Genomic DNA, 15,783 nt, shown 5'->3' with positions numbered 1-15,783 from the left:
TAATGGCCGCTGACCAACGACGGCCGTGAGCCCAGCATGACTACGATCTCAGAGGCGGACGCGCAATCGACCGACGTTCCTCGCAAGCCCCGCAAGAACAACCCCGAGAAGACCCGCGAGAACATCCTGCAGGCCGCCATCACCGAGTTCGTCGAGCAGGGTCTGGCGGGCGCGCGCGTGGATGCCATCGCCGAGCGTACGCACACCTCCAAGCGCATGATCTATTACTATTTCAGCAGCAAGGAGCAGCTTTACCTGGAGGTGCTGGAAAAACTCTACGGCGATATTCGCGGCACCGAAGCCAAGCTGCATCTGGACGAGCTGACGCCGGTGGAAGGCATCCGGCGGTTGGTGGAGTTCAGCTTCGATCACCATGATCGCAACGAGGATTTCGTGCGTATCGTGTGCAACGAAAACATGCACAAGGGCGAGTACGTCAAGAAGTCCACGAGCATTCGCGAGTTGAACAAGACCGTGCTGCTGGCGTTGGCCGACCTGCTGCGGCGTGGTACCGAGCAGGGCGTGTTTCGTCCGGGCCTGGATGCCATGGACGTGCATTTGCTGATCAGCTCGTTCTGCTTCTACCGAGTGTCCAACAAGCACACCTTCGGCGAGTTGTTCCAGGTCGATTTCAACGAAGCCACGTTGAAGCTGCACCACCGCGAAATGCTCTGCGAATCGCTCCTGCGCTTCATCAAGGCCCCGTAGCCGCATTCCACCTGACACACCGCCTTGGCCGCCGACGCGGCTCGCGCCGCTGCTACAAATGCCCAATGTGCGCCGATATCACCCTCTGTAGCAGCGGCGCAAGCCGCATCCGGCCGCACCGCGTTGCGCCTGACACACCGCACCCACCGCCGACGCGGCTCGCGCCGCTGCTACAGACACCGCGATCTCCTGTAGCAGCGGTGCAAGCCGCGTCCGGCCGCACCGCGTAGTGGGTTTTGACTTATGCGTTCATTTCGGCGAAATGCGCCATCATGCGTTCGGCATCGGCTTGCCGGCCGCTGAACAGCTCGAAGGCCTTCACCGCCTGGAACACCGCCATGGTGCCACCATCCAGCGTACGGCAACCCAAGGCGCGGGCTTCACGCAGCAGTTCGGTCTCGAGCGGAAAATAGACGATTTCGGCCACCCACAACGCCGGGTGCAAGGCCGACTTGGGCACCGGCATGCCTGGCAGCTTGGCCATGCCCATGGGCGTGGTATTGACCAGTCCGTCGGCCTCGGCCAAGGCCGCTAGCAGGTCACTGCCCACGCGCGCCGGCTGCCCCGGGAAATGCTGGTTGAGGTTGTCCGCCAAGGCCTGCGCCCGTGCCGGCTCAACATCGAAAATGCTCAGTTGCCCCACACCTTCGAGCAGCAACGCATGGGCCACTGCCGCACCGGCGCCACCGGCGCCCATCTGCACTACGCGGTCGCGCTTGGCACCCTGCATACCGCGGCGAAAGCCTTCGGCGAAACCCAGGCAGTCGGTGTTGTGGCCCACCCGTTTGCCGTCCTTGAGCACCACGGTATTCACCGCGCCGATCCCGGCCGCTTCCGGCGACAGCTCATCGAGCAGGGGAATGATCGCCTGCTTGGCGGGGAAAGTGATGTTCAAGCCGGTAAAGCTCATGCGCTGAGCGGCAGTGAGCAGCTCTTCGAGAGCGCCGTTGTCGAGCTTCAGCGCATCCAGATCGATCAACCGGTAGACGTAACCCACGCCTTGCGCGGCGCCTTCGCGCTCGTGCATGGCCGGGGTACGGGACTGCTGGATACCGGCGCCGATCAGGCCTGCCAGGACGTTATTGCCGCTCATCGGGTGACTCCATTGTTATTGTTTGTGCAATGGAGATAAATTGTACGAACTAGTTACTTACGTCAAATGGTTTTCGACGATGGCGCATGGCGCGCCTCAACGGCGCACCAGCAGGACCCCCGATTCCATGTGGTGGGTATACGGAAACTGGTCGAACAGCGCGCACTTGGCCACTTTGTGCGTGTCATGCAGCTGCTGGATGTTGGCCGCCAGGGTTTCCGGATTGCAGGAGATGTACAGGATGTTGTCGAAGCGCCGGGTCAGCTCGCAGGTGTCTGCATCCATGCCGGCCCGCGGCGGATCGACGAATACGCTACCGAAGTCATAGGCCTTGAGATCGATTCCCTGCAAACGGCGGAAAGGACGCACCTCGTTCAGCGCTTCGGTCAGCTCTTCGGCGGACAGACGCACCAGCGTCACGTTATCGACACCATTGTCGTCGAGGTTGTGCAGGGCGGCGGCAACCGACGTCTTGCTGATCTCCGTGGCCAGGACCTTGCGTACCCGTGTGGCCAGCGGCAGGGTGAAATTGCCGTTGCCGCAGTACAACTCCAGCAGATCATCGTCACGCGGGCCCAGGGCCTCGTACGCCCAGTTGAGCATCTTCTGGTTGACCGTGCCGTTGGGCTGGGTGAACGCTCCCTCGGGCTGGCGATAGCGGAAGGTACGACCAGCGACTTCGAGCGCCTCGACTGCATAGTCGCGGCCGATGACCACACGCTTGCCCTTGGAACGACCGATGAGGCTCACGCCCAGATCGCTCGCCAACTGCTCGGCCGCGCGTTGCCAATGCTCGTCCAGCGGGCGGTGGTAGCACAGGGTGACCATGGCGTCGCCGTCCAGCGTGGTCAGGAACTCCACCTGGAACAGCTTGTTGCTCAGCGCTGCATCGTTCTGCCAGGCGGCTTTGAGGCGCGGCATCAGCTCGTTGATGCGGATGCTGGCAATGGGGAAGCTGTCGATCAGGATCGGTACATGCTTCTCGCCGGGGGCGAACATCGCATAGTGCCGCTGGCCATCCTCGCGCCACAGGCGAAATTCCGCACGCAGCCGGTAGTGCTCGCGCGGCGAATCGAAGACAGCCGGTTCCGGCGCGTCGAACGGCGCCAGCAGCGCGCGCAGGCGCGCCACTTTTTCATCCAGTTGCTGGGTGTAGGAGGAGGGGTCGAGAACAGCACTCATGGATACCAGCCCAGTTTCACAACGAACAGAATGGAAAGGATCACCAGTGCCGAATTCAAGTCGCGGGTACGGCCCGCCAGCAGCTTGATCAAGGTCCAGGCGATGAAGCCGAAGGCGATGCCGTTGGCGATCGAATAGGTCAAAGGCATGGCCAGCGCAGTGACCACCACCGGTGCGGCTTCGGTGATGTCGTCCCAGTCGATTTCAGCCAGCCCCGAGGCCATCAATACCGCCACGAAGAACAGCGCCGGTGCCGTTGCATAGGCCGGTACGCTGCCGGCCAGCGGAGCGAAGAACAGCGCCAGCAGAAACAGCACCGCAACCACGATGGCGGTCAGCCCGGTGCGGCCACCGGCGCTGACCCCTGCGGCGGACTCGATGTAGCTGGTCGTGGTGGAGGTGCCCAGCAGCGAGCCGGCCATGGCCGCCGTGCTGTCGGCAATCAACGCGCGGCCCATCTTCGGCATGTGGCCGTCCTTGCCCATCAGGCCGGCGCGCTTGGCGACGCCGATCAAGGTCCCGGAGTTGTCGAACAGGTCCACGAAAAGGAAGGCGAAGATCACGCTCAGCAGGCCGATGTCCAGGGCCCCGGCGATGTCCAGTTGCATGAACGTCGGCGCCAGCGACGGCGGCATCGACACCAGCCCGTTGAACGGGCTGAAGCCCAGCAGGATCGACGCGGTGGTCACCACCAGAATGCCGATCAGCACCGCCCCGCGAACCTTGCGCGCCTCCAGGGCGACGATCAGGAAAAAGCCGAGGATCGCCAGCACCGCGCCAGGCTTGGTCAGGTCGCCCATGCCCACCACCGTGGCCGGATTGCCGACCACGATGCCAGCGCCCTGCAGGGCGATCAGCGCCAGGAACAGGCCGATGCCGGCGGCGATGGCCGAGCGCAGCGGCAGGGGAATGCTGTTGACGATCCATTCGCGGATGCGAAAGATCGACAGCAGGAAAAAGCACACGGCCGAGATGAACACCGCACCCAGCGCCACTTGCCAGGTGTGGCCCATGTGCAGGACCACGGTGTAGGTGAAGAAGGCGTTCAGGCCCATGCCGGGCGCCAGGGCGATCGGGTAGTTGGCGATCAGGCCCATGATCGTCGAGCCGATGGCGGCAGCCAGGCAGGTCGCGACGAAGACCGCGCCCTTGTCCATGCCGGTTTCACCCAGGATGCTGGGGTTGACGAACAGGATGTAGGCCATCGCCAGGAAGGTCGTCACCCCGGCGAGTATTTCCGTGCGCACGTTGGTGTTGTGCGCCTTGAGTTGAAACAGCCTTTCCAGCATGCCTGCTCCCTGTGGCGCTTTTTGCGCCGTTGCCGTTGTTGTCGAGTGTTTTAGTGTCGACCCTGATAGCAAAGCACATCCGGGCGGTAAAAAAAGCCGCGCATCATACCAGCAGCACCGCATCGAAACACTCATCAGCTCGTCTGAACGAATGGCGACCGCACAAAGTCGTACCTGCAAACGACGCGACAAGAAAAATGTCGCGCAGCAAGCTGAATTACCGTGAGGTCGACCCGATGAGCACGCTTTCTCCCAGCGCTGGTGCGCAGCCGTACGCCAGCCACAGCATTTCCCTGCAACTCAATGGCCAGTCACGTCAACTCGACGTGCTGCCCTGGACCACTCTGCTGGACCTGTTGCGCGAACAACTCGACCTGGTCGGCAGCAAGAAAGGCTGCGACCACGGCCAGTGCGGTGCCTGCACCGTGCTGCTCAATGGCAAGCGGGTCAATGCCTGCCTGACCCTGGCAGTGATGTGCGATGGCGCCGAACTGACCACCATCGAAGGGTTGGCGCAGGGTGACCAACTGCATCCGGTCCAGGCCGCATTCATCAAGCACGACGCTTTCCAGTGCGGTTACTGCACGCCCGGGCAGATCTGCTCCGCCGTTGGCCTGATCAACGAAGGCCGTGCCGATTCCAGCGCCGACATCAAGGAATTGATGAGCGGCAACCTGTGCCGCTGCGGCGCCTACAGCAACATTCGCGCGGCCATCGAAGAAGTGGTCGAAGTGCAGGGGGGTGAGCGCTCATGAATCCGTTTACCTACGCCAAGCCCGCAGGCGTCGATGAAGCCGTACGCCTGGCCGGCCCGCACTCGCGCTTCATCGCCGGCGGCACCAACCTGCTCGACCTGATGAAAGAAAACGTCCTGCAGCCCGAGCAGCTCATCGACATCACCGGTCTGCCTCTGCGCGAAGTCGAGGAGACCGCCGACGGCGGCGTGCGCATCGGCGCATTGGTGAGCAATGCCGACCTGGCCTGGCACCCATTGATCGAGCAGCGTTACCCATTGCTCAGCCAGGCGATTCTGGCGGGCGCATCGCCGCAGCTGCGCAACATGGCCAGCACCGGTGGCAACCTGCTGCAACGCACGCGCTGCTACTACTTCTATGATTCCAAGATGCCGTGCAACAAGCGCGAGCCTGGCACCGGCTGCCCGGCCAAGGACGGTCTGAATCGCATTCACGCCATTCTTGGGGCCAGCGAGCAATGCGTGGCCACCCATCCTTCGGATATGTGTGTGGCCTTGGCGGCCCTGGCTGCCGTGGTTCATGTGCAAGGCCCGAACGGCGCACGCACCATCGAGTTCGCCGACTTTCATCGCCTGCCTGCCGACGCCCCCGAGCGCGACAACCAATTGGCCGATGACGAGCTGATCACCGCGGTGGAACTGCCTGCCGCCGGCTTCACCGCCCACAGCCAGTACCTGAAGATTCGCGATCGGGCGTCCTATGCCTTCGCACTGGTCTCGGTTGCGGCCGCTCTGGAACTCGACGGCGAGACCATCCGCGACGCCCGCCTGGCGCTGGGCGGGGTGGCTCACAAGCCATGGCGTGACGAGGCGGTGGAACGCCTGCTGATCGGCCAGCCCGCCACTGCCGAAACCTTTGGCAAAGCCGCCGACCTGTTGCTGCAGGACGCTCGCGGCCTGCAACACAACACCTTCAAGATCAAGCTGGCCCGCCGCGCGATAGTCCGTGCCCTGAGCGATGCCGCAAAAGGGGAGATGCAGCCATGAGCACACTCGGCCAACCCATGGACCGCGTCGACGGTCTGCTGAAAGTAACGGGGCAAGCGCGCTACGCCGGCGAGTTCCCGGAAGACGGCCTGCTGTTCGGCAGCGTTGTCTCCAGCACCATCGCCAACGGTCGAGTGGTTTCCATCGACGCTTCCAAGGCGCTGGCGCTGCCCGGTGTGGTGGCCGTGATCGACCACAGCAACCGGCCGAAACTGGCCAGCTACGACGAAAAATACGAAGACGACGACTCCGCCGATGGCTCGCCGTTTCGTCCGCTGTACAACGACAATGTGTTGTACAGCGGTCAACCCCTGGCCTTGGTCGTCGCGGAAAACCTGGAACTGGCCCGCCATGCAGGCTCGCTGGTGCACATCGAGTACTCCCAGGAATCCCACCAGACCGACCTGCGCGCCCAGCTGTCCGCCGCCAAGCCGGCACCCGCCGAGCTGCCCGAGCCACGTGGCGATTTCGCCGGGCAATTCGCGGCTGCGCCGATCACCGTCGACGCGACCTACGACACGCCGGTCGAGCACCACAACCCGATGGAGCCGCACGCCAGCACCGCGCTCTACCAGGCCGATGGCAGCCTGATCATCCACGACAAGACCCAGAGCACGCAGAACTGTCAGACCTACCTGTCCAACGTGTTCGGCATGGACAAGGAGCGGATGCGCGTCATGGCCGCCTTTGTCGGCGGCGCCTTCGGCTCCGGCCTGCGTCCGCAGTATCAGCTGCCTTTGGCCGTGATGGCGGCCCTGCACCTCAGGCGCTCGGTGCGCGTCACCTTGACCCGTCAGCAGATGTTCACCTTTGGCTACCGCCCACGCACCGTGCAGCAACTGCAGCTGGCGTGCAGTGCCGATGGCAAGCTGCAGGCGGTCGGCCACACCGCGACCGGGCAGACCTCGCGCTTCGAAGACTTCTCGGAACATGTCGTGGAATGGAGCGGCATGCTCTACCACTGTGACAACGTCAAACTGACCTACAACCTGGTGCCGCTGGACGTGTTCACGCCGCTGGACATGCGGGCACCGGGTGCAGCCCTGGGCATGATCGGCCTGGAGTGCGCGATGGACGAGTTGGCCGTGGCGGCCAAGATCGACCCGGTCCAGCTGCGCCTGGTCAACTTCTCCGACACCAATCAGAACGAAGGCAAGCCGTATTCCAGCAAAGAGCTCAAGGCCTGCTATCAGCAGGGTGCCGAACGCTTCGGCTGGAGCCAGCGCAAGGTCGAGCCGCGCAGCATGCGCCGCGATAACCAACTGGTAGGCATGGGCATGGCCGGTGGGGTCTGGGAAGCCATGCAGATGCCGGCCAGCGCCAAGGCCAGGCTGGACAAGCAGGGCAAGCTGGTGGTGAGCAGTGCGACCACCGACATCGGCACTGGTACCTACACCGTGATGACCCAGATTGCCGCTGCGGCGGCCGGCGTCGCCGCGCAGGACGTGGAGTTCAAGCTGGGCGACTCGTCGCTGCCCACGGCGCCGCTGCAGGGTGGCTCGTTCACCGTGTCTTCGGTAGGCACGGCTGTGCAGCAGGCCTGCGAGGCACTCAAGGCCAAGCTGATCCACGCGGCCAGCCAGGTGCAGCCGGCGTTTGCCGACGCCGATCCTGCTCAGGTGTTCGTCGAGAGCGGCGAACTGCGTTGCCCTGGCCACCATTTGTCGCTGGCGAACCTGGCCAGCATCGACGGCTCGGACACTTTTGAAGCGCAGGTCGACGCCAAGCCGGACAAGAAGCGCGAAGGCTATGCCACGGCCACTCATTCGGCGGTGTTCGTTGAAGTGGAGGTCGACGAAGACCTGGGCACCATCCGCGTGACCCGTGTGGTCAGCGCCGTGGCCGCCGGTCGCGTTGTCAATCCGAAAATGGCCCGCAGCCAGATTCTCGGTGGCGTGGTCTGGGGCCTGGGCATGGCGCTGCAGGAAGAAACTCAGACCGACCATAACCTGGGCCGGTTCATGAACCACAGCTTGGCCGAGTATCACATTCCAGTGAACGCGGACATCAACGACATCGAAGTGATCTTCGTCGACGAGCCTGACGACATCGTCAACGCCCTGGGCTCCAAGGGCGTCGGTGAAATCGGTATCGTCGGGGTTGCCGCTGCGGTGGCCAACGCGATCTACCACGCCACCGGCAAGCGTGTCCGCGAGTTTCCCATCACGCTGGACAAGGTGCTCTGAGGAACCTGGCCCGGCGCGTGCCTGCACGGCACCTGTCGGGCCTGTTCGGGTAACAGATAGCCTCTTCAAAGCCCATACCAGATGAAAGTAAACCGGGTGCGACATCTGGTCGTGCGGCACTAAACCACACAGGCCAAGGCTGCAAACAAGGCTACTCTTTGAAGGTGTCTTCATCCATGTCAACGCCTTGTCTGGCGCGGCATGGCGGCCAAACGGCCACAATCCCTGCGACGTGGACTCCACTAGAACGAAGTCATCAGACCGCGCTCCCCTCGCAGGGGCCGCTGGCATGGGCCGCCCGCCTGCGCCGGTTCACCTGATAGAGGAAGCCCCATGTTCGGTTTAGAGGCAATCGATCTCGCCCGAATGCAGTTTGCGTTTACGGTCTCGTTCCACATTCTGTTTCCCGCCATCACCATCGGTCTGGCCAGCTATCTGGCTGTGCTCGAAGGCATGTGGCTGAAAACCCGTGACGACACCTACCGCGATCTGTATCACTTCTGGTCGAAGATATTCGCAGTCAACTTCGGCATGGGCGTTGTGTCCGGTCTGGTGATGGCCTACCAATTCGGCACCAACTGGAGCCGCTTCTCCGACTTCGCCGGTGCCGTCACCGGGCCGTTGCTGACCTACGAAGTACTCACTGCGTTCTTCCTGGAAGCGGGCTTCCTGGGTGTCATGCTGTTCGGCTGGAACCGCGTGGGCCGTGGCCTGCACTTCTTCTCGACGATAATGGTGGCAATCGGCACGCTGATTTCCACGTTCTGGATTCTTGCGTCCAACAGCTGGATGCAGACCCCCCAGGGCCATGCGATCATCGACGGCCGGGTGATTCCGGTCGACTGGTTCGCGGTCATCTTCAACCCCTCGTTCCCGTATCGCCTGGTGCACATGTCCATTGCCGCGTTCGTGGCCACGGCGTTCTTCGTCGGCGCCTCGGCGGCCTGGCACCTGCTGCGCGGTCGCAACACCCCGGCCATCCGCCGGATGTTCTCCATGGCCATGTGGATGGCGCTGATCGTGGCGCCCGTGCAGGCCTTCGTGGGTGACATGCACGGCTTGAACACGCTCGAGCACCAGCCGGCCAAGATCGCCGCGATCGAAGGCCACTGGGAAAACAAGGGTGACGAGGCCACCCCGCTGATCCTGTTCGGCTGGCCCGACATGGAAGCGGAGAAGACCCGTTTCGCCGTCGAGATTCCCTACCTGGGCAGCCTGATCCTGACCCACAGCCTGGACAAGCAGGTACCCGCTCTCAAGTCCTTTGCCAAGGAAGACCGGCCCAACTCGACCATCATCTTCTGGTCGTTCCGTGTCATGGCCGGACTGGGCATGCTGATGATCTTCGTCGGTCTGTGGAGCGTATGGCTGCGCAAGAAAGATGCGCTGTTCACCTGCCGTCCGTTCCTCTACCTGACCCTGTGGATGGGGCCATCTGGCCTGATCGCGATCCTGGCGGGCTGGTTCACCACCGAGATCGGCCGTCAGCCGTGGGTGGTCTACGGCCTGATGCGCACCGCCGACGCCTCCTCCAACCACAGCATCGGCCAGATGACCTTCACCCTGGTGATGTTCGTCGTGGTGTATTTCGCGCTGTTCGGCGTGGGCCTGGGCTACATGATGCGCCTGGTGCGCAAGGGTCCCAAGGCGCACGAAGACAAGATCAACTCCGGTGGCCCTGGTACCCAGCGCACGCCTGCACGTCCTCTTTCGGCGGCCCATGAAGGCACCGAAGAAGGCCACACCGACACCTTGAGCAAGGGGCACTAAGCATGGGTATCGACCTTCCGTTCATCTGGGCCGTGATCATCATCTTCGGCATCATGATGTACGTGATCATGGACGGCTTCGATCTGGGCATCGGCATCCTGTTCCCCTTCATGCAGGACGAAGGTGACCGCGATGTCATGATGAATACCGTGGCGCCGGTCTGGGACGGCAACGAAACCTGGCTGGTGCTGGGCGGCGCGGCGTTGTTCGGCGCCTTCCCGCTGGCCTACTCGGTGGTGTTGTCGGCGCTGTACCTGCCGCTGATCCTGATGCTGATGGGCCTGATCTTTCGTGGCGTGGCGTTCGAGTTCCGCTTCAAGGCCACTGCAGCCAAGCGCCATGTCTGGGACAAGGCGTTCATCGGTGGCTCGCTGGCGGCTACATTCTTCCAGGGCGTGGCACTGGGTGCGTACATCGACGGTATTGCCGTGGTCGACCGCAACTATGCCGGTGGTGGCTTCGACTGGTTGACGCCGTTCAGCCTGTTCTGCGGGTTGGCACTGATCGTTGCCTACGCGTTGCTCGGTTGCACCTGGTTGATCATGAAAACCGAAGGCAGCCTGCAGCAGGCCATGCACAAGCTGGCGCCGCCGCTGACCTACGGGCTGCTGATCGTGACCGGTATCGTCAGCATCTGGACGCCGCTGGCCCATGACGACATCGCCACGCGCTGGTTCAGCACGCCGAACCTGTTCTACTTCCTGCCCGTGCCGATCCTGGTGCTGGCCACGGTCGTCGGCCTGCTGCGCTCGGTGAAACGCAACGCGCACTACACGCCGTTCCTGCTGACCCTGCTGCTGGTGTTCCTGGGCTACAGCGGGCTGGGCATCAGCCTGTGGCCGAACATCATCCCGCCGTCGATCTCGATCTGGGACGCGTCGTCGCCGCCGCAGAGCCAGGGGTTCATCCTGGTGGGCACGCTGTTCATCATTCCGATCATTCTGGTGTACACCTTCTGGAGCTACTACGTGTTCCGCGGCAAGGTTACCCATGAAGACGGTTACCACTAGTCCAACCGCCGCTGCCCAGGCTGCAAGGCCTGGGTCGGGCAGGAGTAGAAGCATGAGCGAGAAACCGATCGTTACGCACAGCGAAGAGAAAAAGCCCTTGTGGAAACGCCTGGGCTGGCTGGTGGTGATCTATGCCGGCAGCGTCGTCGCGCTGGGCTTGTTTGCCATGTTGATCCGCCTGTTCATGACGGCGGCGGGGATGAAATCCCATTGAATCCCATCAGTGCTGCTCTGGCAGTGCTCATTTTACAGCCCTCCTTGCGGAGGGTTTTTTTTGCCTGAGGGCAGCTGAGTGCCTGTGCAGTGCGCTTACTTGCGTGCGCGCAGCACCACGAACTTGGGCGTGGACGCGACCTGTTCGACGGCGCGGAACAGGCGCGCCAGTTTGCTGTGATAGCCCAGGTGGCGATTGCCGACGATGTACAGGTCGCCGCCGGTAACCAAGGCCTCGCGCGCTTGCTGGAACATCCGCCACGCCAGGAAATCGCCCACCACTTGTTGCTGATGGAACGGCGGGTTGCACAACACCACGTCCAGCGACTGCGGTGCCTGGCCCGCCAGGCCATCGCCGGCGCGAACCTCGACCTCACGGCTGCTCAGGGCTGCTTGCCAGTTCTCCCGCGCCGATTGCACAGCCATGAACGATTCATCGACCAACGTGTAGTGCGCGTCCGGGTTGGCCAGGGCGCTGGCGATGGCCAGCACACCGTTGCCGCAGCCCAGGTCGGCCACGCGGGCCGAGCCCAGGTTGCGCGGCAGGTGCGGGAGGAATGCGCGAGTGCCGATGTCCAGGCCTTCGCGGCAGAACACGTTGGCGTGGTTGAGCAGCGTCAGCGCAGGTTCGTCCAGCGCATAGCGGGTAGGGTAGGGCGATGCCTGTGCAGGTTTTTCTTCATGGGTAGCAATCAACAGCCTGGCTTTCTTGACGGCCAATGACGGTCGCATCGTGCCGATGTATTTTTCCAGCAGGTCACCGGCGGCGTGAGGCAGGTGCTTGACCATGCCGGCGGCCACCACCTCGGCGCCGGGTGCCAGATGGCCATGCAGGCGGATGAGTTGCTCTTCGAGCAGGGCAAGGGTCTTGGGCACGCGCAGCAGTACACGGTCGAACCGACCTTGCACAGCGGTGCTGGCCGGGATGAACTCGACGCTGTCGAATGGCCGACCATTGCGCGCCAGGTTCTTTTCCAGCCCCAGCGCCCCCAGAAACGAATCGCCGCTGCTGATGACCTGCACGACGCTCTGCAGACTGATGGCCAAAGCGCCGAAACTGTCGTTGAGAATCAGCACGCGAGCCTGGGCGGGCAGCGGGTGCTCGGCCATGTAGGTCAGCAGGTACTCGTCCGCCGCGTCGAACGCCTGCAGCGGTTCGTTGGGTTGATCGGGCTGGCGGATCAGATCGAGTTCAGCGAAGGGCGAGGTCAGTACAGGCATGGCAAAGGGCACGGAAGCGGCAATAAAGCCGCGATTCTACCCGATCGCACGCGGTGCCTGTAGGAGCGGTCATCGGCCGCGAAAGCTTTGGCTCATACTGCCTGACCCACCGCATCAACCCTTCGCGGCCACAGACCGCTCCCACAGTGGATCAGGATGCCCAGGCCGGAACGGTCATCCCTGTAGGAGCGGTCATCGGCCGCGAAAGCCCTACCGCAGTAGCACTCTGTGGGAGCGGGTTCTACCCGCGAAGGGCTCACCGCGCAACATCAGACGCACTGCGGTGCGACCTTCGCAGGCAGATGGCTCACCGGTGGCCACACAAACCAACGGTGTTTATCTTTGGCGGTTTGCGGGAAAATGCCGGCACTTGAACAACGGAGCGCCTCATGACCGCCAGCGCAGAAAAATTCACTCGCCAGACCATCATCGAGGTCCAGTCGCTGACCCCCAGCCTGTTCACCCTGCGCACCACCCGTGATGCCGGCTTTCGCTTCGTCGCCGGCCAGTTCGCTCGTCTGGGTGTGACCAAGGCCGACGGCACTGTGGTGTGGCGCGCCTATTCGATGGTTTCATCGCCGCATGACGAGTTCCTTGAGTTCTTCTCCATCGTCGTACCGGGTGGCGAGTTCACCAGCGAGTTGAGCCGACTGCGCCCGGGAGACGAGCTGCTGGTGGAGAAAATGGCCACCGGGTTCCTCACCCTGGACCGCTTCGTCGATGGTCGCGACCTGTGGATGCTGGCAACCGGCACTGGCGTGGCGCCCTTCGTTTCGATTCTGCAGGATTTTCCCGTGTGGGAAAAATTCGAGCACATCAAGCTGGTGTACAGCGCGCGGGAAGGTCAGGAGCTGGCGTATCGAGAGTTGATCGCTGGCTTGGAACAGCGGGACTACCTGGCCGAGTTTGTCGGCAAGCTGCAGTTCATCCCGATCGTGACTCGCGAGCAGGTGGCGGGCACGTTGCATGGCCGTATCACCGATCTCATTCAGAATGGCGAGCTGGAGAAGGCTGCAGGGCTGGAGCTGGTGCCTGAGCACTCACGGGTGATGATCTGCGGCAACCCCCAGATGATCGACGACACCCGCCAATTGCTGAAGGGCCGCGCCATGAACCTCAGCCTGAGCCGCCGCCCCGGCCAGGTCGCCGTCGAAAACTACTGGTAGCAACCGCCTCACCACCTGACCCACCGCATCAACCCTTCGCGGCCACAGACCGCTCCTACAATTGCTTGGCCCACCCCGGCCCACCTGTGGGAGCGGTCATCGGCCGCGAACGGCACACCGCGGTATCAGATCTGCGGCCCAGGCGTCGGCGCAGTGGTGACCACGGTGCCTTTGCCGTTCTGCTCCTTGAGCAGGTCGCGGATTTCGCCCAGCAGCAGCTCTTCCTTGGTTGGCGCAGCCGGCGCCGCAGGCTTCTTTTCTTCCTGGTGACGCAGGCGATTGATGGCCTTCACGCCCATGAAGATCGCGAACGCCACAATGATGAAGTCGATGACCGTCTGGATAAACTTGCCATAGGCCAGCACCACCGCTGGGGCATCGCCAACCGCGGCGCGCAGAGTAATGGCCAGGTCGCTGAAATCCACACCACCGATCAACAGTCCTAGCGGCGGCATGATCACATCGCCAACGAAGGATGAAACGATCTTGCCGAACGCCGCACCGATGATGATACCAACGGCCATGTCGACTACATTGCCTTTGACCGCAAAGGCCTTGAATTCACTTAGCACGCTCATGAGGTTATTCCTTATTACAGATGAGGTTGGTCAACGCATTCCAAATCAGCGAGATGCTTCATTTTCCATGCCTGCTGCAAGGGACCCAACTGCGCCCTAGAAGTTTTGTCAAAGTACAGACTAGACGCTTTTCCGCGCTGCAAGGGCTTGATTTGCCCACTATTCCAGCGCGCTCGATTATCATGAACGCACTTTTCGAACAGGAATTTTCATGGCCAAGGCAAAGCGCATGTACGGCTGCACCGAGTGCGGTGCCACGTTTCCCAAATGGGCAGGCCAGTGCGGTGAGTGCGGTGCCTGGAACACCCTGGTGGAGACCGTCATCGAAAGCGGCGCTGCCGCACCACCCAGTGGCCGCACCGGCTGGACAGGGCAGCAGGCGCAACTCAAGACCCTGGCCGAAGTCAGCATCGAAGAGATCCCGCGCTTCTCGACTGCATCCGCCGAACTGGACCGCGTGCTCGGCGGAGGCCTGGTCGATGGCTCGGTGGTGCTGATCGGCGGCGACCCCGGTATCGGCAAATCCACCATCCTGCTGCAGACCCTGTGCAACATCGCCATGCGCATGCCCGCCCTGTACGTCACCGGCGAAGAATCGCAGCAACAGGTGGCCATGCGCGCGCGACGCCTGGGCCTGCCCCAGGACAAACTCAAGGTCATGACCGAGACCTGCATCGAAACCATCATCGCCACCGCCAAGGTCGAGCAGCCCAAGGTCATGGTGATCGACTCGATCCAGACCATCTTCACCGAAAACCTGCAGTCCGCGCCCGGCGGCGTTTCGCAGGTGCGCGAAAGCGCCGCGCTGCTGGTGCGTTATGCCAAACAGAGTGGCACAGCCATCTTTCTGGTTGGCCACGTGACCAAGGAAGGTGCCCTGGCCGGGCCCCGCGTGCTCGAGCACATGGTCGATACCGTGCTGTACTTCGAAGGCGAATCCGATGGCCGCCTGCGCTTGTTGCGGGCCGTGAAGAACCGCTTCGGCGCGATCAACGAGCTGGGCGTGTTCGGCATGACCGACAAGGGCCTGAAAGAAGTCTCCAACCCGTCGGCTATCTTTCTCACCCGTGCCCAGGAAGAAGTCCCCGGCAGTGTCGTCATGGCCACCTGGGAAGGTACCCGGCCCATGCTGGTGGAAGTGCAGGCGCTGGTCGACGACAGCCACCTGTCCAACCCGCGCCGGGTCACCCTGGGCCTGGACCAGAACCGCCTGGCCATGCTGTTGGCAGTGCTGCATCGGCACGGCGGCATCCCCACCCATGACCAGGACGTGTTCCTCAACGTGGTCGGCGGCGTGAAAGTGCTGGAAACCGCTTCCGACTTGGCGTTGCTTGCGGCAATCATGTCCAGCCTGCGCAACCGTCCGCTGCCGCACGACTTGCTGGTGTTCGGCGAAGTCGGCCTGTCCGGCGAAGTGCGCCCGGTTCCCAGTGGTCAGGAACGGCTCAAGGAAGCGGCCAAACATGGCTTCAAGCGCGCCATCGTGCCCAAGGCCAACGCGCCCAAGGAAGCGCCGCCAGGCCTGCAGGTCATCGCCGTGACGCGTCTGGAACAAGCGCTGGATGCCTTGTTCGAGTAGCGCGCACGCCGCAGTAGGCTAAGGTTGTTGAATGTCAGGTCAGGCGC

The 15,783-nt window shown here is 62.9% G+C and carries 14 protein-coding genes; 9 read left to right on the top strand and 5 right to left on the bottom strand.

From position 1 onward, the window contains the following. The first annotated feature begins 36 nt into the window (after positions 1–36). Positions 37–708 carry a TetR/AcrR family transcriptional regulator gene (locus IFT98_RS11215; RefSeq protein ID WP_122715081.1) on the top strand — a complete coding sequence of 224 codons (672 nt, stop codon included), beginning with the start codon at positions 37–39 and terminating at the stop codon, positions 706–708. A gap of 241 nt (positions 709–949) precedes the next feature. Here the strand turns inward: IFT98_RS11215 and IFT98_RS11210 are convergent, their stop codons facing one another. The 3 genes from IFT98_RS11210 to IFT98_RS11200 all read right to left on the bottom strand — a co-directional run bounded on the left by IFT98_RS11210 (position 950) and on the right by IFT98_RS11200 (position 4,272). After that, positions 950–1,801, bottom strand: a complete 852-nt coding sequence (locus IFT98_RS11210) for a shikimate dehydrogenase (protein ID WP_192048653.1) — start codon at positions 1,799–1,801, stop codon at positions 950–952. A 96-nt stretch (positions 1,802–1,897) separates the two neighbouring features. After that, positions 1,898–2,983, bottom strand: a complete 1,086-nt coding sequence (gene trmA / locus IFT98_RS11205; RefSeq protein ID WP_122795407.1) for a tRNA (uridine(54)-C5)-methyltransferase TrmA — start codon at positions 2,981–2,983, stop codon at positions 1,898–1,900. Beyond that, positions 2,980–4,272 (bottom strand): NCS2 family permease, encoded by a 1,293-nt coding sequence (locus IFT98_RS11200; RefSeq protein ID WP_122475388.1) that lies wholly within the window; start codon positions 4,270–4,272, stop codon positions 2,980–2,982. Before IFT98_RS11200 ends, trmA begins: the two co-directional genes overlap by 4 nt. 236 nt (positions 4,273–4,508) lie before the next feature. Here IFT98_RS11200 and IFT98_RS11195 point away from each other — a divergent pair, with 236 nt between their 5' ends. The 6 genes from IFT98_RS11195 to IFT98_RS11170 all read left to right on the top strand — a co-directional run bounded on the left by IFT98_RS11195 (position 4,509) and on the right by IFT98_RS11170 (position 11,193). Next, complete coding sequence (locus tag IFT98_RS11195; RefSeq protein WP_192048886.1) at positions 4,509–5,027, top strand: (2Fe-2S)-binding protein; 519 nt, start codon at positions 4,509–4,511, stop codon at positions 5,025–5,027. Further along, positions 5,024–6,013, top strand: coding sequence for an FAD binding domain-containing protein (locus IFT98_RS11190; protein ID WP_122800663.1), 990 nt, complete (start codon positions 5,024–5,026; stop codon positions 6,011–6,013). Before IFT98_RS11195 ends, IFT98_RS11190 begins: the two co-directional genes overlap by 4 nt. Continuing rightward, positions 6,010–8,199, top strand: a complete 2,190-nt coding sequence (locus tag IFT98_RS11185) for a xanthine dehydrogenase family protein molybdopterin-binding subunit (RefSeq protein WP_192048651.1) — start codon at positions 6,010–6,012, stop codon at positions 8,197–8,199. Before IFT98_RS11190 ends, IFT98_RS11185 begins: the two co-directional genes overlap by 4 nt. A 333-nt stretch (positions 8,200–8,532) precedes the next feature. Beyond that, a complete protein-coding gene (locus IFT98_RS11180; RefSeq protein ID WP_122795404.1) occupies positions 8,533–9,969 on the top strand; it encodes a cytochrome ubiquinol oxidase subunit I in 1,437 nt (478 codons plus the stop codon). A 2-nt stretch (positions 9,970–9,971) separates the two neighbouring features. Continuing rightward, the gene (gene cydB / locus IFT98_RS11175) at positions 9,972–10,979 is read left to right on the top strand and encodes a cytochrome d ubiquinol oxidase subunit II (protein ID WP_122475377.1); all 1,008 of its coding nucleotides are present in this window, start codon (positions 9,972–9,974) and stop codon (positions 10,977–10,979) included. 52 nt (positions 10,980–11,031) lie between these two features. Next, a complete protein-coding gene (locus IFT98_RS11170) occupies positions 11,032–11,193 on the top strand; it encodes a DUF2474 domain-containing protein (protein ID WP_082223659.1) in 162 nt (53 codons plus the stop codon). 95 nt (positions 11,194–11,288) lie between these two features. Here the strand turns inward: IFT98_RS11170 and IFT98_RS11165 are convergent, their stop codons facing one another. After that, entirely contained in the window at positions 11,289–12,413 is a 1,125-nt protein-coding gene (locus tag IFT98_RS11165) for a methyltransferase (protein ID WP_192048649.1), read from the bottom strand. 389 nt (positions 12,414–12,802) lie between these two features. Here IFT98_RS11165 and IFT98_RS11160 point away from each other — a divergent pair, with 389 nt between their 5' ends. Next, the gene (locus IFT98_RS11160) at positions 12,803–13,579 is read left to right on the top strand and encodes a ferredoxin--NADP reductase (RefSeq protein ID WP_192048648.1); all 777 of its coding nucleotides are present in this window, start codon (positions 12,803–12,805) and stop codon (positions 13,577–13,579) included. A 125-nt stretch (positions 13,580–13,704) separates the two neighbouring features. Here the strand turns inward: IFT98_RS11160 and mscL are convergent, their stop codons facing one another. After that, positions 13,705–14,157 carry a large-conductance mechanosensitive channel protein MscL gene (mscL, locus tag IFT98_RS11155; protein WP_122475373.1) on the bottom strand — a complete coding sequence of 151 codons (453 nt, stop codon included), beginning with the start codon at positions 14,155–14,157 and terminating at the stop codon, positions 13,705–13,707. Positions 14,158–14,368: 211 nt separating this feature from the next. Between mscL and radA the strand changes: the two genes are divergently transcribed. Next, positions 14,369–15,736 carry a DNA repair protein RadA gene (gene radA, locus IFT98_RS11150; protein WP_122475371.1) on the top strand — a complete coding sequence of 456 codons (1,368 nt, stop codon included), beginning with the start codon at positions 14,369–14,371 and terminating at the stop codon, positions 15,734–15,736. Positions 15,737–15,783: the final 47 nt, after the last annotated feature.

It is taken from the genome of Pseudomonas sp. CFBP 8770 (assembly GCF_014841705.1).
Taxonomy (GTDB): Bacteria; Pseudomonadota; Gammaproteobacteria; order Pseudomonadales; family Pseudomonadaceae; genus Aquipseudomonas.
The sequence above is the reverse complement of the archived record's forward strand: the minus strand, read 5'-3'. Positions and strand labels throughout refer to the sequence as shown.